The sequence below is a fragment of the Actomonas aquatica genome (assembly GCF_019679435.2).
Taxonomy (GTDB): domain Bacteria; phylum Verrucomicrobiota; class Verrucomicrobiia; order Opitutales; family Opitutaceae; genus Actomonas; species Actomonas aquatica.
In genome coordinates this window covers 5,029,879-5,053,756 of sequence record NZ_CP139781.1, presented here as the reverse complement: position 1 = coordinate 5,053,756, position 23,878 = coordinate 5,029,879, and the positions used below count along the sequence as shown (strand labels likewise).

Below are 23,878 nucleotides of genomic sequence, written 5' to 3'. Positions count from 1 at the left end.
CTCAGGCGCAACGTCCCAGCTCCACCGGAGCGTTTTCGCTTTTATGCGCCCCCTGCAGCAGGCGGTCCACCAGCTCCGCCACATGGCGGGCCAGCGTGGTCTGTTCGTCGGTGCACGATTCGATCTGTTGAATCGATTCGTTGGTATCATCCACGCCTTCACTGATCGCGCGGAACGACTCCACCGCCTCCGACGAAACGACTCCACCTTCGTTGACCCGGGCCACCGCCTCGCGGCTGAGCGCTTCGATGCGGCGGGTGGCCTCGGCCGATTTTTCGGCCAGACGACGCACTTCATCCGCCACGACCGAAAAGCCGGCGCCCGACTCACTCGCGCGCGCCGCTTCGATGGCCGCATTGAAGGCCAGGAGATTGGTCTGCCCGGCGATCTCGGCGATCACCGCCACGATCTCGCGAATGCCGGTGGAGGCCTTTTGTATCTCATCCATGGATACGCCGAGTTTCTCGAGAGCCTGGTTGCCGCGCCGCGCGTTTTGTTGGGTGGCATTGGCCAGTTGGTTCGAGTGGCCGGCGTTGTCGGCGATGGTGACGGTCGCCGCACAGAGTTTCTGCATGGTGCCCCGGATTTCCTGCGCCCGGCGCTCGATCTCCTCCTCACGCTCGACCTGGTCGGTCACATCGGTGGCAAACTTCACCACCTTCTCGACCTGGCCCGCCGGGTTGAGAATGGGGTTGTAGGTCGCCTGGATCCACACGCGCTGGCCAAACTTGCCGATGCGCAGGAAACGACCGCGATGAAATTCACCTCGCGCCAGGGTGCCCCAAAACTTGGCGTAGTCGCGAGTCGCGACGTAGTCGGGCGGACAGAAAATCCGGTGATGCTGGCCGCGCACCTCGTCCAAGGTGTAGCCCATCAGATCGAGGAAATTGCGGTTGGCGGTGAGCACCTCGCCGTTGGTGCGAAACTCGATCACGGCCTGCGACCGATCGATCGCCGCGATCTTGCCGGCGGCCTCCAACTCGGCGCGGCGGCGTTGGGTGATGTCGGTGGCAAATTTGATGACCGATTCCACCTTGCCGTTGCCATCAAAGACGGGGTTGTAGGACGCCTGCAGCCACACCTCCTGCCCGTCCTTGCGCCGACGCTGATACACTCCGGAGTGGTTGCTGCCCCGGCGCAGCTCGGCCCAAAACTCCCGATACTCCGCCGAGTCGGCGTAATCTGCCTCGCAGAAGATGCGATGATGCTGACCCACCACTTCCGATAAGGTGTAGCCCACCGCATCGAGGAAGTGCTGGTTGGCGTGCTGGATCTGGCCGCTCAGGTCGAACTGGATGAGCGCCTGCACGCGGTCGATCGCCGCGATGAGCGCAGCGTTTTCCGCCGCACGAATCGGCGTGGCGGACGGTGCCGGTGAGGGTTGGGGGGCGGCGGAGGCGGAGGCGGGAGGTGGAGTCATGGGTCGGGTCGGAAATAAGGGCCAGAAAATTGAGGTGGGGCGGCCAAGCGCTGCGGTGAGGATCAGCGGAAGAACTCCGCTTCCCCCGCTCCCAAGCCGACCGGCTCAAGGGCCGAGTTCGCGCTCGCGGCCGAGGGAGACCAGCCGGTGCCGGCGGCCTTCCCGTGACCACCGGATCGTGGGGCCCCCGCGGAGACCGAGGCAGGTTGAGGAGCTCGTTTTTTGACTCCCGAAACCTGTTCCAAAAAGCTCACCAACCCCTGCACCGCATCCGCTTCCGCTTTGAGCTCCGTCGAGGCCGAAGCCGATTCCTCCGCCGCCGCAGCGTTGCCTTGCGTCACCTGGTCGATCTCGTCGATCGCCCGGTTGATCTGGTCGACGCCCTGGGCTTGCTCTTCGGCCGCGGTCGCGATCGAGGCGATGAGGCGGTCGACCTTTTCAACCTGTTGCCGGATCGATTCCAAATCGGTGGTCACTTCTCCGGCCACTGAGGCCGCTTCGCCGCTGTTGCGCACGGCATGTGAGATCTTTTCGCCCGACTCCTTGGCCGCTTTGGCGGCACGATGGGCCAGCGCGCGCACCTCCTCTGCCACCACCGAGAATCCAGCTCCGGCTTCACCGGCACGAGCCGCTTCCACCGCAGCGTTCAGCGCGAGTAGATTGGTCTGAAATGCGATCTCATCGATCGTCTTGATGATCTTCGAAATCTCGTCGCTGGAGGATTTGATCCGCCCCATCGCCTCGTTCAGACGCTCGGCTTTCTGGCCACTCGCCACCGAGGCATGGCGCGCGTCGCCCGCGAGCGACATCGCCGCGCCCGCGTCATCGGCCGTGCGCCGCACCAAACTGGCCAGCTCCTCCATCGAAGCCCCTGTCTGCTGTAGCGCCGCCGCCCCGCGGCTGGCGCTATCGGCCACCTGATTGCTGGCGGTGGATATCTGGCCACTGGCACTCACCAACTGCTGGGCGCCCGCGGCCAGGGAACTGGAAATATCGAGCAGGATCGACCGCAGACGGCTGACCACGCGCGTCGAGATGACGATCCCCAGCAGGGTCAACAACGCTGCACTGGCCACGACTCCGCGCACCGTCAAATTGAGGCGCGCGGTGGATTCTTCTGCCGCTTCGACCGTGCGATCCATCCCGGTGAGGGCGAGGGCTTCGGCCTCCATCTGCAGGTCGTGACCGAGGGTGCTGCCCGTCACGCCCAAGGCATTAAGCACTTCGCTTTGCTCCGCCACCACGATCAAGTTGTCCCGATAGGCGCGAGCGGACGCGGTGAGACGATCCACCTCTGCGATATCGGCCGGAATCTCCAAGACCGCCCGCAGAGCCGCGAGTTGCTCAAATAGCGAATCAAAGGTCGTCGAGGCCGCCCGGATCAGCGCCGGATCGCGCTTCAGCTGGCCTTGCGCCGCGAGCATTTGCAGGTGGTCGAGTTGCTTCGCCACCTGTTGGGCGAGATGCATTTTGAGGCCTCGTTGACGCAGATGCTCCAGATCGCTGCCCACGGCTTCGGCTTCAAAACGCTCAAACTGCACGGCTTGGAGGTGATCCATTTCCAAATCAAAATTAGCCCCGGCCTGTTCCAGCGAAGCTCGCCCGGCCTGAAGCGTCGCCGTGGCATCCGCGAGGCTTTTGGCCAGGGTTTCAAAAGCCTCCAGTTGCTCATCCAACACTCCGACCTCCGACCGCAGCTTAACCAGATGCGGATGTGCCTCGGCCAAGCTATGCAAGGCCTGCACTTGCTCCCGCACACTTTGCAACTGGGCGGAGATGCGACTGAAACGGTCTTCCTCGGCGGTCAGTCGGTAGTGCTGAGTCTCCAACTGCAACGCTCCGAGCTGCGCCTCCAATTGGGCGGCGTGACGGGCTTCCGGCACAAACTCCTCGCTCATCATGTGCGCGGCCTCGCGCACGCGCGTGACTTCGTAGATGGCAAAGCCACCCGATAGCAGGCCGAGGACAACCACCGCAGCGAAGCCAAAGCCCACGCGCTGGCCGAGAGTTTGAGAGGAATTCATAGTCTGAAGCGGATGTTAACGGAGCTGCAATTTCGGCAAGGCGCCTGCCCTCCGGGGAATTCCGGGCGTCAAGGGCTCGCTAACACGAAAGCACAACGGACTTGTTGATCGTCTCGTCACCCGGATCCCTTGATGCCCAAATCGAGGGGTTCATTACGCCCCTTAAATGGGTAAACACCCCCAAACAAGGGCCTTACACTGGGCACTATTCCCTCGCGAATTCCCTCAAGCGCAGAGCCAGAAATCCCGCCCCTCCTCACGCCGCTGCGCCGTCAGCATTGCCCGCACTTTGGCCCGCGCGCCACGGTTGGCGACGTAGCTGAGCACCACCGCCTCATCGGCCGAGGGCAGCTCCGCCGGGCCGACCACCGGGCACCCCGCAACGCGCCCGCCAATTTTCCGGGGATCGATATCCACGTAACCCGCGATCTCCACGCTGTGCTCCTCCAGCAACACCGCCCGCCGCCGCGTCGGACGGCCCGCCCCCGCGATCCAGACCGCCCGGCCCGCGCCACTCCGCGCCAACTCCGCGGCAATATACTGCGCTTTCACCGCAAAAAACGCCTTCACATCATAACGGGCGTCCACCCGCGAAGCCCGCTCCGGGGAATCCCGCCACGTGAGCAGCACCTCCGGGACCTTGGCCATGGGCACCCCCGCATCCAGCCATCGCAGCCACAACTCATAGTCCTCAGGCCACGGCCCCTCCCGGTATCCACCATGTTGTGACACCAGCTCGCGGCGAAACATCACACTCGGGTGGGCGAGGGGCGCCTCAACAAAACGCTCCCGCCGGATCTGCTCCGGCGTCACCACCGTGTTGAGCCAATCCACGTGCGCCGCATAACCCGCTTGCGCCGCCCGATCGCCGCCAAACGCCACGCCACACGACACCAGGCCCAGCGCCGGTTCCGCCGCCAACCGTGCCACCTGTCGCGCCAAACGCTCCGGGTGCATCACATCATCGGCATCCATGCGCGCGATGAGCGGCGCCCGCGCCGCCGCCAGCCCCACATTGAGCGCGCCCACCAACCCCGGTCGTGGATCCGGCCGCAGCAGCCGCACCCGGCGCTCCCGCTTCGCCCACGCCTGCAGTAGCTCGGGCGTGGCATCACTCGATCCATCGTCCACCACCACGGCCTCCCAATCCGAAAACGTTTGCCCGACCACCGAGGCCATGGCCCCCTCCAAGGTGGACGCTGCGTTTCGCACCGGCATGACTATGGAAACCTGAGGATGCACGAACTCCGAGTCGTAGCGGCTGTCCCTCAACCCGTCCAAGCCTCAACCCGCCTCCTTTATTGATGCCCGCTTCCACCGCGCCTTCCTGCCTCCTCGTCGTCGACGTGCAGACCCAGTTCATCAACGAACACACGCGGCATCTGCCCGCCGCGATTCAGGCGCTCCTGCCCCGCTTTGATTGGGTCTTCGCCAGCCGCCTGCTGCCCGACCCCGCCAGCCCCATCGCCCGCTGGAAAGGTTACCTGCCGGCCGCCGCCACTGACCCTGCCTCGGCACTCGCCATCGATCTCGGCCAGCGTGCCGCCGCGCGCACTACGCTGGTGGAGAAAACCGGCTTCGGCCTCGTCACCCCGGCCGTCGGCGCACAGCTGCAATCGCTCGGCGTGACCACCGCGCATATCGTCGGCGTCGACACCGATCTCTGCGTCCTGCGCACCGCCGGCGACCTCCTGGCGCTCAACATCCGCCCGGTCGTGCTCACCGACCTCGTCGCCTCGACCGCGGGTGAGCCGCTCCACAGCAGCGCCCTGCTCATCCTCAAGCGCATGCTCGGCCGAGCCCAACTCACCACCAGCGCGACGCTCCCCGCGTGATTTAAAAACGAAACAGGCCGGTCCCTCATCGGAACCGGCCCGGGCAAATAGCCTGAAGGTGGATCTTAGCGATGCACCGAACGGGAGACGCGACGGGTCGGCGCGGCGGCGACGTCATCGGCGAGCGAACCGGTCACGAGAAACTTCTCCAGTTCCACCTCTTCGCCATCCGCTCCTTCATCGGCCAGCGAACCGGTGACCATAAACTGCTCCAATTCGACCTCGTCTTCCGGATTGGCCTCGTCGGCCAACGAGCCGGTCACAAGGAATTTCTCGAGTTCCACTTCGTCCTCGGCGTTGGCTTCGTCGGCCAGGGCGCCCGTGACCATAAACTTCTCGAGCTCAACTTCCTCGCCGGTCGTTTCGTCGTCAGCCAGCGAGCCGGTCACCATAAACTGCTCCAGCTCGACTTCCTCCTTCACCTCCTGAGCTGAGGCAAACGGAGCGGCGAGACAGGCGGCGGCAACCAGAGTGGCGGTGATGGTTTTTTTCATGATGTGTGTTCGTTCGTTGTCGTGGTGTGGTGTTGTTGGGTTGTGGTTCAGCCGGTGCGCCCCGCCCGCGGGGGAGGCGCTTCAGTGAAAGGACATGTAGCGCACCGTCTTGCGGTTCGCGTAGCGCCGGAAAGGGATGAGTTTGTCGCCGTTTTGCGGCTCGATCACATACCACCCGCGATCGGTCAAAAAGAGGCCCACCGAATGATTCTCCCGGGTGCGGCGCACGCCCGAGAACGGTCGATTCTGCACCACCACCACCTGCGCCACCGCCGGCTCCTCGGTGCGACCCATGATGCCCGCGAGCCCCACCATCTGCCGCAGGAACATGCCGTAGTTGTCACAGTCGGACGCCTCACCTTCGCGCGACGCGACCGCCCGCAGCTTCGCCGCCTCTTCGCGGTAGAAAGGCAAGAAGGTGTTCTTCAGCCAGCCGTGATCGATCACGGCATATTGCTCATCCAGCAACGGACCCACAAAGCCGCCCGAAGGCAGCAACTGGCGGGCGTCCTCCAGTAGTTCCTGCGCGGATACGAGATGATCGACGTCCAGCGGCGGCGGTAAATCCAGCTGCCCGCGACCGGCCACTCCGAAGCTGGCGGACGCGAAGATCAGCAGGCAGGCCCAGAGCTGATTGCGACGAATCGACACGCCCGCACGGTGAAAACCCTTTGCGGCGCGGTCAATGCCTACTGGTTACGTTAAATATTTTTAATAAACAACTTAACCATTTTTACCGGTTTAACCGGTTCCGACCTCACTCTGCCTCCAGCGCCCGTTTCACCTTGTCCAGTTTGGGCCGAATCACCGCGCGACAGTAACCCTGTTCCGGGTTCCGCGCGTAATAGTTTTGGTGATACCCCTCAGCGGGGAAAAACTGCGTGAGCGGTTCAATCTGCGTCACGATACGATCTCCCCAACTCGCCTTGGCCGCCTCGCGGGAGGCCTCTGCCGCCACCCGCTGCGTCTCACCAGCGTAGAAGATAACGGAGCGATACTGCGTGCCGACGTCATCGCCCTGTCGATTCAGCGTCGTGGGGTCATGAATACGCCAGAACAACGCCAGCACCTCGCCGAGCGAAACCTTGCTCGGATCGTAAGTGATGCGCGCCACCTCGGCGTGGCCGGTCTCACCGGTGCACACGGCCTCGTAAGTCGGGGCCGGGTCGTGCCCGCCAGAGTAACCGCTCTCCACCGCCAACACGCCGGGCAGCATCTGATACGCCGCCTCGACGCACCAGAAACAGCCGCCGCCAAGAATAAGGGATTCCGCTTTGGTAACCTGTGTCATGCGCCCGGACTCTCGCCGGACTCCGGTGTCATTTCAACTGGCTCCACCACTTCCTGAGCTTCGTCCGTCGCGGCCGGGTCCACCGTCGCGTCGGGGTCCTCGGTCGCCCCTTCATTTTCGTCCTCGTCGTCCTTTTTCTTCCGCGCGGGATGCAAAATGCGAGCGATGGAATCGTGCGGCAGTGACCACGCCCGGCCTTCCTCCGGATCATAAACGATCGTGAACCGAGTCGTCGTGCCGAGCAGGAGCACCTCGTAAGACTCCGCGGTCATCGACTCCGCCCGCGCCGACGGTCGGACCTCCAAAACGATGCGTTTGCCCTCGCCGTGCCGCACTCTGATCGCACTGCCGATCGCGTAAAACTCCAGCCCCACCATCGCATAGAGCGCGAAAAACAAATACCCCAGCAGACGTTGGGTTCGCTCTCGATACTTCGGTGGACCCGACGGATCGCGGAGCTTTTGGGCAGCCCAGCGGAACCGCCACCGCAGCCACCAAATGATTCGATAGCTCACCCCCATGTAGAGGTTGAAGAGCGGAAACGGCAGCAACAGCAGCAGTGGCACAAAGGGATGCTGGAACACCATCACCAGAAAATCCGCCGCATCCGTGAGCTGCAGGAAATTGACCTTCAGAATGTAGAAGTAAAACGCGGCATACGCCGCTCCGGCCAGAGTCAGCACCGCATACGCCATCGAGAGACCGAGCGCCGGATGATCCTTGAGCACCTGCGGCCAGTAAAAACTGGCTTTAAAATGCGACGGCAACGGCGGCCGGGGCGGGCACGGAGCCGGCCAGGCACCCGACGCTGCCTCACGCTCCACCACTTCGCCCGGGGTAGTCTCAGCCATATGGCGGCGGACCCAAACCGGTTTCCCGGCCCAAGACAATCCACGAGTCTATCGCCCCATCGCGACGCACCACGGCAGGATGCCGTGGCCATGCTGCCCATACCGCAGCCAAGTGTGGCCGAGGCTTCCAGCCTCGGAACCACGCGCCGCTTACCCGCGGCCCAGCTTGCGATACTTGATGCGATGCGGGCGGTCGGCGTCGTGACCTTTGCGGCGGCGATAGTCTTCGAGGTAGGCGCTGTAGTTGCCGCGATACCACACCACCTCCGAGTCGCCTTCAAAGGCCAGGATGTGCGTCGCCGTGCGATCCAGGAACCAGCGATCGTGCGACACCACCACGGCGCAACCGGCAAAGGTCTCCAGACCTTCCTCCAGCGCGCGGATCGAGTTCACGTCGAGGTCGTTGGTCGGCTCGTCCAGTAGGATCAGATTCGCCCCACTCTTCAGCAGGCGCGCCAGATGCACGCGGTTGCGCTCACCACCGGACAGCACACCGACCTTCTTCTGCTGGTCGGCCCCGGTGAACCCAAACTGCGCGCAATACGCCCGCGCGTTCACCTCGCGGTTGCCGCCCAGCGAAAGCGTTTCTTCCCCGCCGCTGATCGCTTCATAAATCGTCTGTTCATCCGGCAGGCTGTCGCGCGACTGGTCGACGTGCGCGATCTTCACCGTCGGTCCCACCCGCAGCACGCCGGCGTCGGGCGTTTCGTCACCGGTGATCATACGAAACAGCGTTGTTTTACCCGCACCGTTCGGTCCGACCACGCCCACGATGCCACCCGGCGGCAGGCTGAACTCAAGACCGTCGAAGAGCAGTTTGTCACCGTAGGCTTTGCGCACGCCCGAGGCTTCCACCACGAGATCGCCGAGCCGCGGCCCCGGCGGGATCACGATTTCAAATTCCCGTTCTTTCTCCGCCACGTCTTCCTTCAACATGGCTTCGTAAGCATTGATACGCGCCTGGCCTTTCGCCTGCCGCGCCCGGGCCGATTGGCGGATCCATTCCAGCTCGCGCTTCATCGCCTTCTGGCGGCGATCCTCCGTGCGCTGCTCGATCTCCAGGCGACGTTGTTTCTGCTCCAACCAACCGGAGTAATTGCCCTGCCACGGGATGCCGTGACCGCGATCGAGCTCGAGAATCCAGCCCGCCACGTTGTCGAGGAAGTAGCGATCGTGCGTCACCGCGATGACCGTGCCGGCGTAGCGCGCTAGGTGCTGCTCCAACCAGTGCACACTCTCCGCATCGAGGTGATTCGTCGGCTCGTCGAGCAACAGCACATCCGGTTTCTGCAACAACAGCCGCGCCAACGCGACGCGCCGGCGCTCACCACCCGACAGCGTATCTACGATCGTCTCACCCGCCGGACAGCGCAGCGCGTCCATCGCCATCTCCACCTGCGGCGCCACATCCCAGGCATCGAGCGCATCGATCCGTTCCTGCAACTCGCCCTGGCGCTCCATGATCAGATCCCGCGCCGCATCGTCTTCGGCCTCGTTGATTTCGTCCCACGTCGCGTCATAGGCATCCACCAGATCCGTGAGCGTCTTGACGCCCTCCTCCACACAGGCGCGCACCGTGGCGCCCGGCGTGAGTTGCGGCTCCTGCTCGAGGAGCCCGACGGAGTAACCTTCGTCGAAATGCACGCGTCCATCGATCTCGCGGTCGCGCCCGGCGAGGATGCGCATGAGGGACGACTTGCCCGCGCCGTTGAGGCCGAGCACGCCGATCTTCGCGCCGTAGTAGAACGACAGCGAGATGTCGCGGAGGATCTCCTTGCGCTCGATCTTCTTCGAGACGCGGATCATGGAAAAAATCACTTTGGGTTCGTCGGCCTTGGCCATACCCACAGCGATTCAGGGTTTTGTCTCGGATTCAAGCCGATGCAGGAACTCCAACGCCTCCTCTCGGCTCGCCCCGCACATTTCGGGGTTGGGCCGCAGGCTCACGCACACCGCCGGCCGCTCGGGTAGACCGAAGAGTTTGCACCGCCCCGCCTCGTCCAACTGCACGCAAGGCACTCCCGCCGGTTTGCCCAACGGCATGCCCGGGATCGGCGTGGAGATCGAAGGCGCGATACAGCAGGCCGCGCAGCCGGGTCGGCAGTCCATGCTGCCAGCTCGCCGCAACCCCACCCATCTGTCCACTCCCAACCATGGCTCATCGCCCCGTCCCTACGTAGTGTTCCCCATCTCCAACCAGTTATTTGCCATCGACATGCACAAAATCTCCTTTCGAAGATAAACCGGTCTTACCCTCGCTCATCGGCATGCCCGATCCCGTCCTGCTCTCCCGTTTCCTTGCACTGGCCCACACCATCGCGGCGTTGGGGCTTGGTGGCTGGTATCTGGGACTCATCCCCCGTGGATTGCCGGAGCGACGCTTCATTCCACTCGGTCTCTACATGCTGGCGACCGTGGTCGCCTCGGGCCTGCAGTGGGGACTCCACTACTTCGCTTGGATCCAACTGTTTTTGGGATGGCTCCAACCCGGCCTGTGGTTCGTCGCCACCCTTCTGCTTGGAGGCGCGTTTTTCCTCCACCACAAACACCGACCCGTCAACGAAACCTGGCCCTGGCGCACCCGCGTGTGCCACCTCGCCCACTACGTTTTCGCCTTCGTAATGCCGCCCGTGCTGGGGTCGGGCGCCACCCCCACCGACCGATCACTGGGTCTCGCGCTGGCCATCTTCAGTCTGGTTTGGCTGGTGTTCAGCGGGCTGCCCGTCATGCGCCGCCGCGGCCACTTCCTGCACTGGAGTATGGGTGTGGCCGTGCTTGGCACGCTGGCCCTCAGTTGGATCGCCCTCACGCGAGTGGAGAATCAGGGACTACGCAATCGCGACAACGATCTGGTCTCGCGCGTCGAAGCCCTGGCCGAACTCCTCGACGCCCGCCTCATCGATTCCGCCGACCTGCTGCCCGATCGCTCGGCACGTCTCCGCCAGGCCCTGGAGTCGATGTGCTCCACGTCCAATTCCATCACCGGCGCCTTCATCCTCCCCGCCAACAATCCGTCCTCCGGCTTCATTGCCCGGGTCATTTCCCCCGACAAACGCCCCGTGCCCATCATGGCCTCCGCCGCTCACTACGCGCGCTTCGCCAGCAGCAGCCAGCCCAGCGTGGCCCGCTTTCGGGACCTGGAGGACGGCGGGGGCTGGCATCTCGCGATCGCTCCGGTGCGCCGCTTTGAGGACAACCGCGTCATCGCCTTGGTCGGTTTGCTCGCCCCCCGTGAACTCCTCGCCCAGAGCCTGGCGGAACCGATGCTCGTGACCGACCTCATCGTCTTTTTTGTCACCCTCGTGATCTACGGTAGCATCGCCGGTTACCTGCAGGGCGTGGTGCGCGTATGGCAGCGCGACATCCTCCTCCAGATAAATGCCGAGCACTCACGCAAATTGCTGGGCAACCAATCCGCCAACGAGGTCGCGCACTGGCTGGTCCGTGAAGTCCAACGCCGGCTCAACCTCGTCCATGCTTCCTTCTGGGTCTACAGCCCACGCCGCGGCGAACTCGGTTTCCGCCCCGTCGCCGCCCACCCGTCTTTCACCTCCGGCCACACCGGTCATTGGCACTCCCTCCAGGAACTCCCGCCCGCTTGGCACGGCGCGTTGTCCCGCCGCCAATCCATCGAAGGGGACTTGCGCGAACTCGGCCAGCCGCTGCCCGGCATGGCGCCGGACTCCTTCGCCACGCCCTGGTGTTTCGTCGAAAACGTCGAGCTGACCGACCGCCTCTACGGCTCCTTGGTGCTGGTCTTTTCCGACCGCAACCTCGTCGCCCGCACGGAGGTGCGCTCCGCTCTCCACGCCATCTGCAACGCCTTCTCCTCTTACCTGGTGCGACAGGAACGCAGTGAGCACCTCGCCGCCGCCGAAGAACGCCTCCGCACCATCATCGAGACCAGCCCCGACGGCTTCTGGGATGCCGACTTTACCCGCGGCCGATTCTATCGCTCCAACCGTTGGTGGCAGATGCTCGGCCACGAGCCTCCCTCCGACCCCTCCGACCCGCTCGCACACGAGTCCCTCATCGAACCCGAGGACCTGGCCAAACTCAAAGCCCACACCGTCGAGGCCCTCGACCCCGGGCGCAAATTCCGCCGCCACTCCTACCGTGCCCGCCATCACGACGGCTCTTGGCGTTGGATCGAGTCCAATACCGTCGAACTGCGCGCCGTCCACGGTCCCGCCGAACGCGCCCTCGGCTTCGATCGCGACGTCACCGAACGTCACGACTACGAGCAACGCCTGCGCGAAGCCGCCGAGTCCTCTGCCCGCGCCAACCGCGCCAAGAGCGAGTTCCTCGCCACCATGAACCACGAGCTGCGCACGCCGCTCAACTCTGTCATCGGCTTCGCCACCATCCTCGACCGCTCCCCGCTCAACGAAACCCAGCGCGAATGGGTCAACTCCATGCGCACCTCCGCCGAACAACTGCTCGGCCTCATCAGCGACGTGCTCGACTTTTCCCGCATCGAAGCCGGCCGCCTCGAGCTGGAAGTCGCCCCCTTCGAACTGCGCCGCGCCACCGAACAAGCCCTCGAACCCTTCTCCCGCCTCGCCACCGAAAAGGAAATCGCCCTCCACCACGAGTTCCGCGACGAGGGCCATCCCTCCTGGGTGCTCGGCGACACCCTCCGCCTGCGGCAGATCCTCACCAACCTCGTCGGCAACGCCCTCAAGTTCACCCAAACCGGCCACGTCCGCCTCCGTGTCTCGCCGCTCGACCACGACCGCTGGCGCTTCGACATCGACGATACCGGCCCCGGCATCCCCCCCGACCGCATCGACACGCTCTTCCGCCGGTTCAACCAACTCGACGCTTCCTCCACCCGCGCCCACGGCGGCACCGGCCTCGGCCTCGCCATCAGCCGCGAACTCGCCATCGCCATGAACGGCGACATCACCGCCACCAGCACCCTCGACGAAGGCTCCACCTTCCGGGTCATCGTCCATCTCCCGCCCGCCCCCGGCGAAACCCGTCGCTACACCGACGTTCCCGTCTCGCTTAACCTGAGCCTCCCCGTCTTCCAACCCGACGAAGCCGACCTCTCCGCCCTCAACAACTGCCTCACCCGAACCGGCTGCACCTTCATCGCCTGCGAAACCCCCGCCGACCTGCACAGCTTCATCCAACAACACCACCAGCCAGGCCGACCGCTCCCTGTCATCTTCCCCCGCGCCTTCCGCCCCGCCGCCCTCGCCGCCGCTCAGAGCCTCGCCACCCCCGCCGACGACCGTCCCCTCCCTCCGCTCGTCCGCATCGCCATCCAAGTTGCCGTGCCCGACTCCCCCTCGTCCTCGCCATTCGAGGCCGAACTCTCCGCCCCCTTGCGCCGCCGCGACGTTATTCAACTGCTCGACGGACAATCCCTCCAACGCGCCTCCCGCATCGCCGCCGCCACCTCCTCCTCCGCCTCCCCCGCGCCGACACCGCCCCCCGACACGCCGATCGACTCCACGCACACCGCCGCCCCCGATTCCAAGCCCTCCGCGCCGCCCCCGGTGAGCGCCTTGCGTGTGCTCGTCGCCGAAGACCATCCCGTAAACCGCGAGGTCGTGCGCACCATGCTCGAACAACTCGGCCTCAACGCCCACTTCGCCGAGAACGGCCAGGTCGCCATCGAACTCCTCACCAATTCTCCCTACGACCTCGCCCTCATCGACATTCAAATGCCCGTGGTCGACGGCTTCGGCGTCGCCCACTGGGTGCGCCACCAATGGTCCCCCGACTGGTCTCCCCCCAGACTCGTCGCCGTCACCGCCAACGCCACCCGCGGCGACCGCGAACGTTGCATTCAAGCCGGGATGGACGAATATGTCGCCAAGCCCATCACCTTCGCCACGCTCTCCAAACTCGTCAGCCTCCGCACCGCTCCTTCCGCGCCTACTCCGCAGACCATCGCTCCGCCGTCTCCCTCCCAATCTTCCATGCCGACCGCGTCTTCCCCCTCGGACTCTCCCACCTCATCACCCGGAGACCATTTGGTCGACTGGGAGGCGTTTGACTCGATTCTCACCTTCACCAGCGCCGCCGACAACCCCGAGGTGCTCCGCCGCATCATCAGCACCTACCACAACGACTTGCACGCCGTGCTCGATGAGGTCGCCGCCATGCCCCCGGAGGACCAGACCTCCACCCGACGTCATTTGCACAAACTCAAAGGTTCCACCGGCTCCCTCGCCCTCATGGGCGTCGTCAGCACCATCAAACAATTGCACGACCCCAAGGACGCCCCCCCCGCCGCCGAACGCGAACGCCTCATCGCCCTCATCCGCGAAGAAAGCCAACTCGCCCTCGAGGCGGTCTTCAAACGCTACCCGTGGCTGCAGAACGGCCCGGACGAGGCCTGAGCGCCACCGCCGCCTCTGCGCCCGCCGCCCTCGTAGCTGCGCTTGAGCCGGAGGTGAAAGCGTGGCCCAAAACGGACCACGTTCTCGCAACGTTCCAACCCCGCTTCTGCGCCCCCCCTAGCGCAACTCCAGCGACACCCGCGCCATCCCCGCGCGCACCTCGCCCAGTTCGATCCGATTCGCCGCGATTCCCGCGGCCACCAGCTTCGCCTGCACCGCCTGCGCCCGGGCTCGGGCCAACTCGATTAAGTCCGCTTCGCTGATTTCGATCGCACTCAGTAGACGTGCTTCGATCTCCGCTTCCGGCAACACCGTCATCGCCGGCATCGCGCCCGGCCCGCCCCCGTCGACTTCTTCCCCGGCCACCGCCGTCACGCTCTCCGGTGACGACTCGTCCGCCGCCGCGTCGCCGCCGCCAAACACCCGGCGCAACCACCCCATCAACGAGTCGTCCGACGCGGCCCGCGGCTCGGGATCCGGCCTCGCCGCCTCCGCCACCTCCCCCTCGACCACCGATTCCATTTCCACCGGAGTGTCCGGATCCAGCGGCGGCACCCCAAACACGTCCATATACAGATTCACCAACTGCCCCATCCGCGCGTTCTCCGCCCAACCGTCTGCGGCCGACCATTGCCCTTCCGCCGCGCGCTCACGCAGCCGCTGCTCCAGCACCGCCGGACGCCACGCCACCGCATCAGCCTCCGGCGCGTATTCGCCGTGCACCAAAAGCGCCAACTCCGGCCGCTCCTGCAGCGCTGCCGCCAGCGTATCCAGTTTCTGGATCGCAGCGGGCGCGAGTTCCGCACTGGCCGCGGCAAAAATCTGTTCATCGAGATCGTCCGCCGCCTCACCACCGCCACCGACCAGACCGCCCAGCATCTTAAACGGCGCCGTCGCCGCCTTGGTCAGCAGATTGGTGATCACCCGCCACACCACCCGGCCGACGCGAAATTCCGGATCATCCAGACTGCCCCCCACGGGCAGATCGATCACGATCTGCCCGTCGCCGTCGCGCAACAGCTTCAACGCCAGCGGCACCGGCAGGCTGGTCGCATCCGGACTGTCGACCTTCGCCCCCAGCGTGAAGCCGTCCAGCGTCACCACCGTCTCGCTGTCGATCACGCGATCCTGCAGCTTAAAATTCACCGCCAGCGTCATCCGTCCGCGCTGCAACGCATAACCCGCGTATTGCCCGACGTATCCACTCAGCGGTGACAAATCCATCCGCTCCACCGTCACCGCCAGATCGGTGAAGGCCGGCTGACCCAGCGGATTAAAATCGCCCTGCACCAACACGCTGCCCGAGCCATTGACCCGCCCACGCAACTCCGCCTGCCCCTTGCCCAGCTCGACCGACGACAACCCCGTCATCTCGCCCGACAATTCAGTCAACACCGCCCCGGCGCGCGTTACCAGGGACTCATCCCGGTAGTCCACCCGCGCCTCCACCAACTCGACCAAACTCACGCGGATCACCGGCGCCGCTTCGTTCGATGAGTCAGCCACCACCGGCCCCACGATTTCGGCCGATTCAGCCGGCACATCCGGCATCCAATTGATCGAACCATCCCGGCGAATCGCCATCGCCACGTCCGGCCGCACCAACCGCACCCGTTCGATGTCCAACGTCAACGGCTCCAGCACCAAACTCACGCCCTCCGTGTGCAACTGCTCCCACGCCGCCAACATCGCGCCGTCATCATCCGTGAGCGAAAGCCCGGCCACGCCCAGGCCACCGCGGAACACCAGCGAGTCCCCGCTCGTGCCCAACGCTCCCTTAACCGCCAAAGTTCCTCCGCCCACGTGCAACCCCGGTCGCGCCGCCTGCACATAGGGACTCGCCACCGCCAGATCGACATCCGTTACCGTCACGTCCAACGCCGGTCGGAACGGCACCAGTCCAGCCTCGCCGACCGCTGCCAAGTTCCCGCCCCCATTGGCCAGCGTCGCCGCCACGGTGACCGGCACCGCTCGAGTCAGATCACTCAAATCCAAATCGCGCACCTGCACGCTCAGCGCCGCCACCTCCACCGTCGCCGTTTGCGCCAGAGTCTCGTCCCGCCACAACGCGGCCAGCCCATCAACCCCGAGCTCGCCCACCGTCACCCGCCAATCATCCCCGCCCTGCGTTGCCCCCTCCGTCGTGCTACCGGCCAGCAACTGCACCAACTCCAAACCCTCGGCCTGTTTCGCCAGCTCCACCCGCCCGCCGGTCCACGTCACCGCGTCGATCGCTACCCGTTGCTCCGCCCAATCCAGGTCCATGCCTCGCACGTGCAAACGCTCGGTCGAGACCAGCTCGCCGGCCCGTCCCACCGCGCTTACCGCCAAATTTTCGATCACCACGTCCCCCTGTCGCAGCTCCAACTCCAGGCCCCCGTCGCTCACCGCCACCCGATAATCCGTCTTCACGTGCAGCTGGCCGTTCCGAATCTCCGCCGCCGTAAACTCACTCAAATACGGCGCATACTTCGCCAGCTGGATCCCACCCAACTCGATCGATCCCTGCGAATGCAACGGCGTCGCCGACAACTGACCATTCCAACTCAGCGTCTCCCCCGCCTCCGTCGTCGCCACAAACTCATACGGCGCCTGCGGATCTCCCACCGTGTGAAAGTCCGCCAGTGAAAAACTCACCGGCCCCAGCGTCGTGGCAAACGGCCGCGCATGACTCGCATCCAAAAACTCGATACGCGCCTCCCGCACCACCAACGAACCAATCTCGACCACCGTCGGTTCGGCTTCCTCCTCGTCCTCTTCGTCCGCGCTCTCCCGCGCGAGCAAATCCGCAAAATTTAATTCGCCCGCCTCGTCGACCGCCACCCGTCCATCGAACCCATCGAGTTCGATCACATCAAACCCCAGCCGCCCGCGCACCAACGACCACACTCGCGGATTCACATACAGCCGCTCCCAGCGCAGCCACGTCTCGTCGCCCTGCCGCACGTCCAGCCCGCGCACCTCCACACCGAGATTGAGCGGGTTAAAACTCACGCCTGCCACCGACACCGTGCGCGCCAAGGCCGCACTCGCACGCTGTTCGATCTGGTTGCGCACGACCGTCGGCACGACCCACCATGACAGCACCGCCACGAGCACCAGCGCCACCCCGGCGCCAATGAGTCCACGACGCAGACGCACCCGTCGGGTCCGTCGAGCTGCCGCCGCTGCGCGAATGTCTTTAATGGTCGGAGTCGTCACCCCCGCAAATTAGGCGACCGCCTCCATCCCCGGCAAGCGACACGTTGCCACCCGTTTGCCCTGACGCCGCGACACCACCACACACGCACCGACAGACCGTGGCCGAGGCTTCCAGCCTCGGCCCCCCACCGCGCATCACCGCAACGCGGGCGAAACGCCCGCGGCTACAACTCTGGTCCGAGTGTAGCAGCGGCCGTCTCGGCCGCTCCTCCTCGCCTCTCCGCCGGCGGCACGCCGCCACTTGCCTCTCCGCCCCTCAGCACCCACCGCCGCCGCCGCGGCAAGATGCCGCGCCCACAGCCGATCGCACACCGACAGACCGTGGCCGAGGCTTCCAGCCTCGGCACCCCACCGCGCGCCGTGCCTCTCCGTCCCCCGCCCCCCCGCCGTCGCCCGCCTCAAATCCCATCCAGCGCCGACAACACCTGCGCGCCATGCGCCTTGGCATCCACCTTGTCGATCACCGCCAGCACCTTGCCGGTCCCATCGAGCACCCAAGCCGAACGCAAGGGCCCGGTAAACGTGCGTCCATACATCTTCTTCTCGACGATCGCGTCCGCCGCCTGCCCAAACAAATCCTCCGGGTCGCTCACCAAGGAATAATCAATCCCCAGCTTCGTCGCATAACGTTCATGCGACCCCGCCGTGTCCCGCGACACCGCGATCACCGCATAACCGCGCTCGCGAATCGCCGCCAGATCCGCCACCAGCGCCGCGTTCTGCTTGTCGCACGAGCCGGTGTTGTTGCGCATGTAAACCGACACCACCGTCGGCCCCGTTACCAAGTCGCCAAACCGCATCACCTCCGGCGCCGCGCCCGCCCCGCGCACCACCTTCACCTCAAACGAGAGGTCCAACGTTTCGCCAACTTGCTTCATGGGAAAACTCTAAATCCTAAATGGGATGAGGGAGTGCCGTCCGGTGTTTTTAGGATTTAGTTCCTAGGATTTAGGATTTCCGCGCGGGTTTCCGCGCGCCTCAGATATGCTTCGAATCGTCGGCGTCCTTCTTCGTGTAGCCGCTTTCCTGACGCTGGTGGTTCACCTGATTCTTCTTCACGTAAGCCTGGTAAACATCGTCGGCCGACATCCCCAGCGTCTGCGCCAGCGACACCAAAAAGTGGAACAGGTCGACGACCTCCACCTTGGCGTTCTGCTCGTCAAACTTCTGGTATTTCGCCCACCATTTCCACGGCACGCTGTCGATCAGCTCGGCCGTCTCCTGCTGCATCGCGCGGGTGTAGTTGAGAATCCACTTCGCCTTCTCCTCGTCGCTCGCCGGCGGCAATTCCACGCCGATGCGCGCATTTAAGGTCTCCTGCATGCGGAAAATCTCTTCGAGCTTGTCCATGGCCCCGCAGGCTGGCCGTGCGCCCCCCAAGCGCAAGTGCCTTTCCCGCCCTCTAATAAAGAATTGCGCTTCCGCCCGCACTTGAAGAGCTTGCGCCACTTGTCGCCCGCGTCGAGTGCCTCCGCTGGCCTCCGCCAGGGCGACCGTCCCGCGGCTCCTCCTCCTGAGTGAGCGCGTGTTAACCTAAACATAAACAACAACATGTCAGACAACAATCCGTCCGGTCCCGAGACCTCCGCTCCGGCGGCAGGCCCCTCCGCCGAGACGCCCAGCGAGCAGACCCCTGCCCCTGCTGCCGAGACCGCCTTCGCGTTCGGCACCAGCCGCGGCTCCGGCCTCGCCCGTGGCAAACGCAAGCCCGCCGATTCGGCCCCGGCTTCCTCCGATGCCCCCGCCGGTGACTACAAACCCACCGCCGTCCAAATCGTGACGAACGCATCGGAATACAAAAACCCGTTCGCCCCCGAGCCCGAACCCGAGCCCGAGACTCCCGCCCCCGCGGCGCCGGAGCCGGCCGCTTCGGCTCCGGTCGCGACCCCGGCCCCTGCCCAGCCGGAAACCTCGGAGCCTGCTCCCGCAGCTCCCGCGGAAACCACCTCCGCCCCCGCCGAAGCCCCGTCCGCTCCCGCCCCCGCTCCTGCTCCCGTGGCCAAAAAGCCCGCCCCCGCACCGGCCCCCACGCCGGAGCCCGCGGCCGCCGCGGAGACCGAGACGGAGTCCGAGGAAAAGGCCGAGCTCGACATCCTCCCGCCCAAGCAAATCCGCCAGCCGACCTCCAGCTGGGAAGCCCCGTCCTTCCCGGACGGCGCCTCCGGCGACGAGCGTCCGACCTTCAAACCCACCGGCCGTCGCGAACGCGGCAACGGCAACAACCGGGGCGAAGGTCGTCGCAATCGCGGCGAGCGCGGCGATCGCCAAAACCGCGAAGACCGCGGTGAGCGTCGCCCCCGCGCCCCCAAGCCCGTCGAGGTCGATGTGCCCAAGCCCAAGGTGGAATCCGCCAGCAAGTCCGGAGGCCTCATTGGCTGGATCAAGGGCCTCTTCGGCGGCAGCGAAACCTCCACCGAAACCGAGACCAAGAAGTCCCGCGATGGCGACGGCAACCGCCGTGGCCGCGGCCGTGGTCGCGGCGGCCGTGGTGGTCGTGGTCGTGGCCGCGGTGGCAACCGCCCCGAAGGTGCCTCCGGCGAATCCTCCGGCTCCCGCTCCCGCGGTGGCGAGGGCGACTCCGGTTCCGGCGAGGGTGGCAACCGCCGTCGCCGCCGTCGCGGTGGCCGCGGTGGCAACGGTCGTGGTCGTCGCCGCAACGGCGGTGGCGATTCCGGCGGCAGCTCCGCCAGCGAATAAGCCGACCCAGCGTTCACCCGCCACTTACTCCTTCAGCGCCCGTCCTCACCGACGGGCGCTTTTTTTGGCCCCTTCACTCCCACTCTTCCCTTCCCCCACCTCCCTCCGCCCCTTTCACTTCCCCTTTCCACTTAAACCTCTTCCTTCATGTCCGACCTCGTCGTCCAAGGCGGCAATCCGCTCTCCGGCACCATCACTCCCTCCGGCAACAAAAACTCCGTGTTGCCCATCTTCTGCGCCACCCTGCTCACCGATGAACCGGTGACCCTGCGCAACGTGCCCGACATCACCGACCTCAACAAACTGGTCACCTTCTTCTCCCAACAGGGCTCCGCCATCGACTGGGACCGCACCGCCGGCGTCATGCGCGTCGACCACGCCAACTTCGCTCCCCAGCTCACCGACTCCGAACTGCCGCAGGACATGCGCTCCACCGTCCTGCTCTACCCGGCCCTGCTCCACCGCCTCGGCAAAATCGTGGTCCGCTCCAACACCAAGGGCTGCTCGCTCGGCGTCCGCGAGATCGATCCCCACCTCGACGTGCTCACCGCTCTCGGCACCGACATCTCCGGCACCGAACCGCTCACCATCGCCCTGCCCGGCCGCCGCTTCACCGCCGCCCGCACTTGGCTCGACTACATGTCGGTCACCGTGACCGAAAACTTCGCCATGGCCGCCGCCCTCGCCGACGGCCAATCCACCCTCATGAACGCGGCCAGCGAGCCGCACGTCCAGGACCTCGTCGGCGCCCTCATCGCCATGGGCGCGCAGATCGAGGGACTCGGCACCAGCCGCCTCACCATCACCGGCGTGGAAAAACTGCACGGCGCCGACATCACTATCGGCACCGACTACCACGAAGTCGTTACCTTCCTCGCGCTCGGCGCCATCACCGGCGGTGAGATCCGCGTCGAAAACTCCGTGCCCCAGCACTTCGACCTCATCACTCGCGCCTTCGCCCGCCTCGGCGTCAAAGTCCGCCACGAGGGCACCACCGCCATCGTCGAGCGCAACCAATCCCTTCGCATCGAGCCCCCGCGCACCAGCAACCTGTTGCCCAAAATCGAAGCCGCCCCCTGGCCCTACTTCTCGGTCGACTTGCTGCCGCTCATGATCGCGCTCAGCACCCACACCGAAGGCACCATCCACTTCTGGAACAAGGTCTACGAAAACGGCTTCTCCTGGATCCCCGAGCTGGCGAAATTTGGCGCGCATGCGGTCGTGAGCGACCCGCACCGCCTCATCGTGTTTGGCGGGCGGCCGCTAAGACCTGCGGTCGTGGATTCGCCCTACATCATCCGCGCTGCCGTCGCCCTCGCCATGGTCGCCGCCTCGATCCCGGGTGAAAGCATCGTGCGCCACGCCGAGATCATCAAACGCGCCCACCCCCGTTTCGTCGAAAACCTCAACTCCCTCGGCGCCCAACTCACCTGGCGCGACTAAGCCCCACCTGTAGGGCGCGCCGCCGCCAAACACCGCTGCGGCAAGATGCCGCGCCCACACCCCGGAACCGTGGCCGAGGCTTCCAGCCTCGGCACCCCACCACCGCCCACCAGCCGCGAGCAACACCCCCGCCGCTACCTCCAGTCCGAGTGTAGCAGCGGCCGTCTCGGCCGCTCCCCGCTGCCCCTCGGCCCCTGCCACTCCGCCCCCTCGCCGCCCCCTCGCCGCCCCCTCGCCGCCCCCAAAGTTGTCACCCATTAGGTGACAACTCTTCATTACCCTCTCCCTCACTTACACTTACAACCCAGTATGGCTCGCGTGCCATACTCGATCTTGACGATATGGCTTCCGAGCCATACTCCTTCTCTCCATCATGAAAATGACGATGCACATCGACGAGGATGTCCTCGCGGAGGTCATGGAACTCACCGGCGCCAAAACCAAAACCGCCGCCGTAGAGATGGCCCTGCGCGACCTCGCTCGACGGCACAAGCAGCGCAAGCTGTTCCGCACACCGCTCTGGCCGACCTACGAGGACTGGCTCAAGGACTCCGCCCCGCAGCCCTCAGACGCCATCGATCCGCCCGACTACGACGAAGAGGCCGTCCAACGTTTCTTGAAACGTCATAGCAAAATTCTCGGCCATGCTGCCGAAGACGACGATGCTTCCCACGGCCACGCCACGGAAGACCCTCGCCCCTAAATCGTCGCCGCCTCGCCGTCATGGCCGAACTTGTCCTGATCGATAGCAGCTACTTCATCCGCCTCGCGCGGGAATACCGCCAATCCTTCGCCGCGCTCGATCAATTCAGTTCTCGCTACGACTTCGCCATCAACGGCGTCGTTTGGGTTGAAGTCATCCGCGGCCGCTCCGATCCCTTCGTGCGCAAACACTACGAGGAGCGCTTCGCCACTCTGCGCTTCCTCAACCCGACCCCGAGCACGTGGCAACGCGCCGCCCGGCTCGCTTGGGACCTCGATCGGCACGGCGCCGTCATTCCGGCCACCGACATCACCATCGCCGCGACCGCCCTCGACTACGGCGCCGCCGTCCTCACCTTCGACCGCCATTTCAACCAGGTCCCCGGCCTCACCGTCTTCAACGACCTGCCGTGATTTGTCCGTCTCACACTTCTGGCTTCCGCCTTCCGCCTTCAGACCTCTGACTTCGCCCCCATGCCCGACCAACCCAAAGGCACCGACTACCTGGCCTCCACCCTCAACGCGCCCGAAACCGCCACCGAGGCCGCCCTGCGCCCCCTCTCCTTCGCCGATTTCACCGGCCAGCCCAAAACCGTCGAACGCCTGCAAGTCATGGTCGGCGCCGCCCGCCGCCGCGGCGACGCCCTCAACCACATTCTGCTCTCCGGTCCTCCCGGCCTCGGCAAGACCACCCTGTCATTTATTCTTGGATACGAGCTGGGCAAGAACGTGCGCGTCACCTCCGGCCCCGTTGTCGAGAAAGCCTCCGACCTCGCCGGCCTGCTCACCTCCCTGGAGGAGGGCGACCTCCTCTTCATCGACGAGATCCACCGCATCCCCAAGACCGTCGAGGAATACCTCTACACCGCGATGGAGGATTTCCGCCTCGATATCATGATCGACCAGGGGCCCAACGCTCGCAGCGTGCGCCTCTCCATTCCGCGCTTCACCCTCGTGGGCGCGACCACCCGCGCCGGTCTGCTAACCGCCCCGTTGCGCTCCCGTTTCACGCTGCAAACGCGCCTCGATTACTACAACACCAAGACCCTCATGGGCATCGTGCGCCGCTCCTGCGGCCTACTCGGCGTGGAAATCGACGAAGCCGGCGCCCGCGAAATCGCCGCCCGTTGCCGCGGCACCCCGCGCATCGCCAACAACCTCATCAACTTTGTTCGCGACTACGCCCAGGAACGCGCCGACGGCAAGATCACCAAGGAGGTCGCCTCCCGCGCCCTCGAGCTGCTCGAGATCGATGCCCGTGGCCTCGACGAGATGGACAAACGCATGATGCGCGTCATGGCCGAAAACTACAAAGGCGGCCCCGTCGGCCTCGGCACCGTCGCCATCGCCGTCGGCGAGGAGGCGGACACCCTCGAGGAGGTCCACGAACCCTTCCTGATCCAGGAGGGCTACCTGCAACGCACCCAGCAGGGCCGCGTGCTCACCGCCAAAGCCTACCAGGCTCTCGGCCTCAAGGGCTTCGCCGACCAAGGCGACCTGCTCTGATCCGCTGATTCGCCCCTCCTTGGCCGGAGCGGGTTGAGCCGAGCCGGCTCATTTTCGC

19 protein-coding genes are annotated in these 23,878 nt (G+C 65.3%); 7 read left to right on the top strand and 12 right to left on the bottom strand.

The window, feature by feature from the left end; translation table 11 throughout:
• Position 1: 1 nt before the first annotated feature.
• The 3 genes from K1X11_RS19325 to K1X11_RS19315 form a co-directional block, all read right to left on the bottom strand.
• Positions 2–1,420 carry a methyl-accepting chemotaxis protein gene (locus tag K1X11_RS19325; protein WP_221029612.1) on the bottom strand — a complete coding sequence of 473 codons (1,419 nt, stop codon included), beginning with the start codon at positions 1,418–1,420 and terminating at the stop codon, positions 2–4.
• A gap of 62 nt (positions 1,421–1,482) precedes the next feature.
• Positions 1,483–3,444: a methyl-accepting chemotaxis protein gene (locus tag K1X11_RS19320; RefSeq protein ID WP_221029613.1), complete on the bottom strand. Its 1,962-nt coding sequence runs from the start codon at positions 3,442–3,444 to the stop codon at positions 1,483–1,485.
• Between the two features lie 225 nt (positions 3,445–3,669).
• A complete protein-coding gene (locus K1X11_RS19315; RefSeq protein WP_324726028.1) occupies positions 3,670–4,686 on the bottom strand; it encodes a glycosyltransferase family 2 protein in 1,017 nt (338 codons plus the stop codon).
• A 62-nt stretch (positions 4,687–4,748) separates the two neighbouring features.
• On the opposite strand from K1X11_RS19315, the gene K1X11_RS19310 reads away from it, so the two are divergent.
• Positions 4,749–5,279: a cysteine hydrolase family protein gene (locus K1X11_RS19310; protein WP_221029615.1), complete on the top strand. Its 531-nt coding sequence runs from the start codon at positions 4,749–4,751 to the stop codon at positions 5,277–5,279.
• Between the two features lie 65 nt (positions 5,280–5,344).
• Here the strand turns inward: K1X11_RS19310 and K1X11_RS19305 are convergent, their stop codons facing one another.
• From K1X11_RS19305 to K1X11_RS19280, 6 genes are all read right to left on the bottom strand, one after another.
• Positions 5,345–5,773 (bottom strand): hypothetical protein, encoded by a 429-nt coding sequence (locus tag K1X11_RS19305; protein ID WP_221029616.1) that lies wholly within the window; start codon positions 5,771–5,773, stop codon positions 5,345–5,347.
• A gap of 81 nt (positions 5,774–5,854) precedes the next feature.
• A complete protein-coding gene (locus tag K1X11_RS19300; RefSeq protein WP_221029617.1) occupies positions 5,855–6,424 on the bottom strand; it encodes a hypothetical protein in 570 nt (189 codons plus the stop codon).
• Positions 6,425–6,530: 106 nt separating this feature from the next.
• Complete coding sequence (gene msrA / locus K1X11_RS19295) at positions 6,531–7,064, bottom strand: peptide-methionine (S)-S-oxide reductase MsrA (protein WP_221029618.1); 534 nt, start codon at positions 7,062–7,064, stop codon at positions 6,531–6,533.
• Positions 7,061–7,915, bottom strand: a complete 855-nt coding sequence (locus tag K1X11_RS19290) for a hypothetical protein (RefSeq protein WP_221029619.1) — start codon at positions 7,913–7,915, stop codon at positions 7,061–7,063. Before K1X11_RS19290 ends, msrA begins: the two co-directional genes overlap by 4 nt.
• A 150-nt stretch (positions 7,916–8,065) precedes the next feature.
• Positions 8,066–9,757, bottom strand: coding sequence for an energy-dependent translational throttle protein EttA (gene ettA / locus K1X11_RS19285; protein WP_221029620.1), 1,692 nt, complete (start codon positions 9,755–9,757; stop codon positions 8,066–8,068).
• A 12-nt stretch (positions 9,758–9,769) separates the two neighbouring features.
• On the bottom strand, positions 9,770–10,024 hold the full coding sequence (locus K1X11_RS19280; RefSeq protein WP_221029621.1) for a YkgJ family cysteine cluster protein: 255 nt from the start codon (positions 10,022–10,024) through the stop codon (positions 9,770–9,772).
• Between the two features lie 158 nt (positions 10,025–10,182).
• On the opposite strand from K1X11_RS19280, the gene K1X11_RS19275 reads away from it, so the two are divergent.
• The gene (locus K1X11_RS19275; RefSeq protein WP_221029622.1) at positions 10,183–14,271 is read left to right on the top strand and encodes a PAS domain-containing hybrid sensor histidine kinase/response regulator; all 4,089 of its coding nucleotides are present in this window, start codon (positions 10,183–10,185) and stop codon (positions 14,269–14,271) included.
• Positions 14,272–14,388: 117 nt separating this feature from the next.
• Here K1X11_RS19275 and K1X11_RS19270 read toward each other — a convergent pair whose 3' ends face one another.
• From K1X11_RS19270 to K1X11_RS19260, 3 genes are all read right to left on the bottom strand, one after another.
• Positions 14,389–17,412 (bottom strand): DUF748 domain-containing protein, encoded by a 3,024-nt coding sequence (locus K1X11_RS19270; protein ID WP_324726027.1) that lies wholly within the window; start codon positions 17,410–17,412, stop codon positions 14,389–14,391.
• A 458-nt stretch (positions 17,413–17,870) separates the two neighbouring features.
• Positions 17,871–18,350: a redoxin domain-containing protein gene (locus K1X11_RS19265; RefSeq protein ID WP_221029624.1), complete on the bottom strand. Its 480-nt coding sequence runs from the start codon at positions 18,348–18,350 to the stop codon at positions 17,871–17,873.
• A 100-nt stretch (positions 18,351–18,450) separates the two neighbouring features.
• A complete protein-coding gene (locus tag K1X11_RS19260; RefSeq protein WP_221029625.1) occupies positions 18,451–18,822 on the bottom strand; it encodes a dUTPase in 372 nt (123 codons plus the stop codon).
• A 201-nt stretch (positions 18,823–19,023) separates the two neighbouring features.
• Between K1X11_RS19260 and K1X11_RS19255 the strand changes: the two genes are divergently transcribed.
• The 5 genes from K1X11_RS19255 to ruvB all read left to right on the top strand — a co-directional run bounded on the left by K1X11_RS19255 (position 19,024) and on the right by ruvB (position 23,820).
• Positions 19,024–20,169 (top strand): translation initiation factor IF-2, encoded by a 1,146-nt coding sequence (locus tag K1X11_RS19255; protein ID WP_221029626.1) that lies wholly within the window; start codon positions 19,024–19,026, stop codon positions 20,167–20,169.
• Positions 20,170–20,316: 147 nt separating this feature from the next.
• Positions 20,317–21,612 carry a UDP-N-acetylglucosamine 1-carboxyvinyltransferase gene (locus K1X11_RS19250; protein WP_221029627.1) on the top strand — a complete coding sequence of 432 codons (1,296 nt, stop codon included), beginning with the start codon at positions 20,317–20,319 and terminating at the stop codon, positions 21,610–21,612.
• Positions 21,613–21,985: 373 nt separating this feature from the next.
• A complete protein-coding gene (locus K1X11_RS19245) occupies positions 21,986–22,315 on the top strand; it encodes a type II toxin-antitoxin system VapB family antitoxin (RefSeq protein WP_221030790.1) in 330 nt (109 codons plus the stop codon).
• A 20-nt stretch (positions 22,316–22,335) separates the two neighbouring features.
• Entirely contained in the window at positions 22,336–22,728 is a 393-nt protein-coding gene (locus K1X11_RS19240) for a PIN domain-containing protein (protein ID WP_221030789.1), read from the top strand.
• 60 nt (positions 22,729–22,788) lie between these two features.
• A complete protein-coding gene (gene ruvB, locus K1X11_RS19235) occupies positions 22,789–23,820 on the top strand; it encodes a Holliday junction branch migration DNA helicase RuvB (protein WP_221030788.1) in 1,032 nt (343 codons plus the stop codon).
• Positions 23,821–23,878: the final 58 nt, after the last annotated feature.

Bases quoted from the DNA above. Each gene is read 5' to 3' on its own strand.
- K1X11_RS19325 (WP_221029612.1), bottom strand. From the start codon at position 1,420: ATGACTCCACCTCCCGCCTCCGCCTCCGCCGCCCCCCAACCCTCACCG.
- K1X11_RS19320 (WP_221029613.1), bottom strand. From the start codon at position 3,444: ATGAATTCCTCTCAAACTCTCGGCCAGCGCGTGGGCTTTGGCTTCGCT.
- K1X11_RS19310 (WP_221029615.1), top strand. From the start codon at position 4,749: ATGCCCGCTTCCACCGCGCCTTCCTGCCTCCTCGTCGTCGACGTGCAG.
- K1X11_RS19305 (WP_221029616.1), bottom strand. From the start codon at position 5,773: ATGAAAAAAACCATCACCGCCACTCTGGTTGCCGCCGCCTGTCTCGCC.
- msrA (WP_221029618.1), bottom strand. From the start codon at position 7,064: ATGACACAGGTTACCAAAGCGGAATCCCTTATTCTTGGCGGCGGCTGT.
- K1X11_RS19290 (WP_221029619.1), bottom strand. From the start codon at position 7,915: ATGGCTGAGACTACCCCGGGCGAAGTGGTGGAGCGTGAGGCAGCGTCG.
- ettA (WP_221029620.1), bottom strand. From the start codon at position 9,757: ATGGCCAAGGCCGACGAACCCAAAGTGATTTTTTCCATGATCCGCGTC.
- K1X11_RS19280 (WP_221029621.1), bottom strand. From the start codon at position 10,024: ATGGACTGCCGACCCGGCTGCGCGGCCTGCTGTATCGCGCCTTCGATC.
- K1X11_RS19275 (WP_221029622.1), top strand. From the start codon at position 10,183: ATGCCCGATCCCGTCCTGCTCTCCCGTTTCCTTGCACTGGCCCACACC.
- K1X11_RS19265 (WP_221029624.1), bottom strand. From the start codon at position 18,350: ATGAAGCAAGTTGGCGAAACGTTGGACCTCTCGTTTGAGGTGAAGGTG.
- K1X11_RS19260 (WP_221029625.1), bottom strand. From the start codon at position 18,822: ATGGACAAGCTCGAAGAGATTTTCCGCATGCAGGAGACCTTAAATGCG.
- K1X11_RS19255 (WP_221029626.1), top strand. From the start codon at position 19,024: ATGTCAGACAACAATCCGTCCGGTCCCGAGACCTCCGCTCCGGCGGCA.
- K1X11_RS19250 (WP_221029627.1), top strand. From the start codon at position 20,317: ATGTCCGACCTCGTCGTCCAAGGCGGCAATCCGCTCTCCGGCACCATC.
- K1X11_RS19245 (WP_221030790.1), top strand. From the start codon at position 21,986: ATGAAAATGACGATGCACATCGACGAGGATGTCCTCGCGGAGGTCATG.
- K1X11_RS19240 (WP_221030789.1), top strand. From the start codon at position 22,336: ATGGCCGAACTTGTCCTGATCGATAGCAGCTACTTCATCCGCCTCGCG.
- ruvB (WP_221030788.1), top strand. From the start codon at position 22,789: ATGCCCGACCAACCCAAAGGCACCGACTACCTGGCCTCCACCCTCAAC.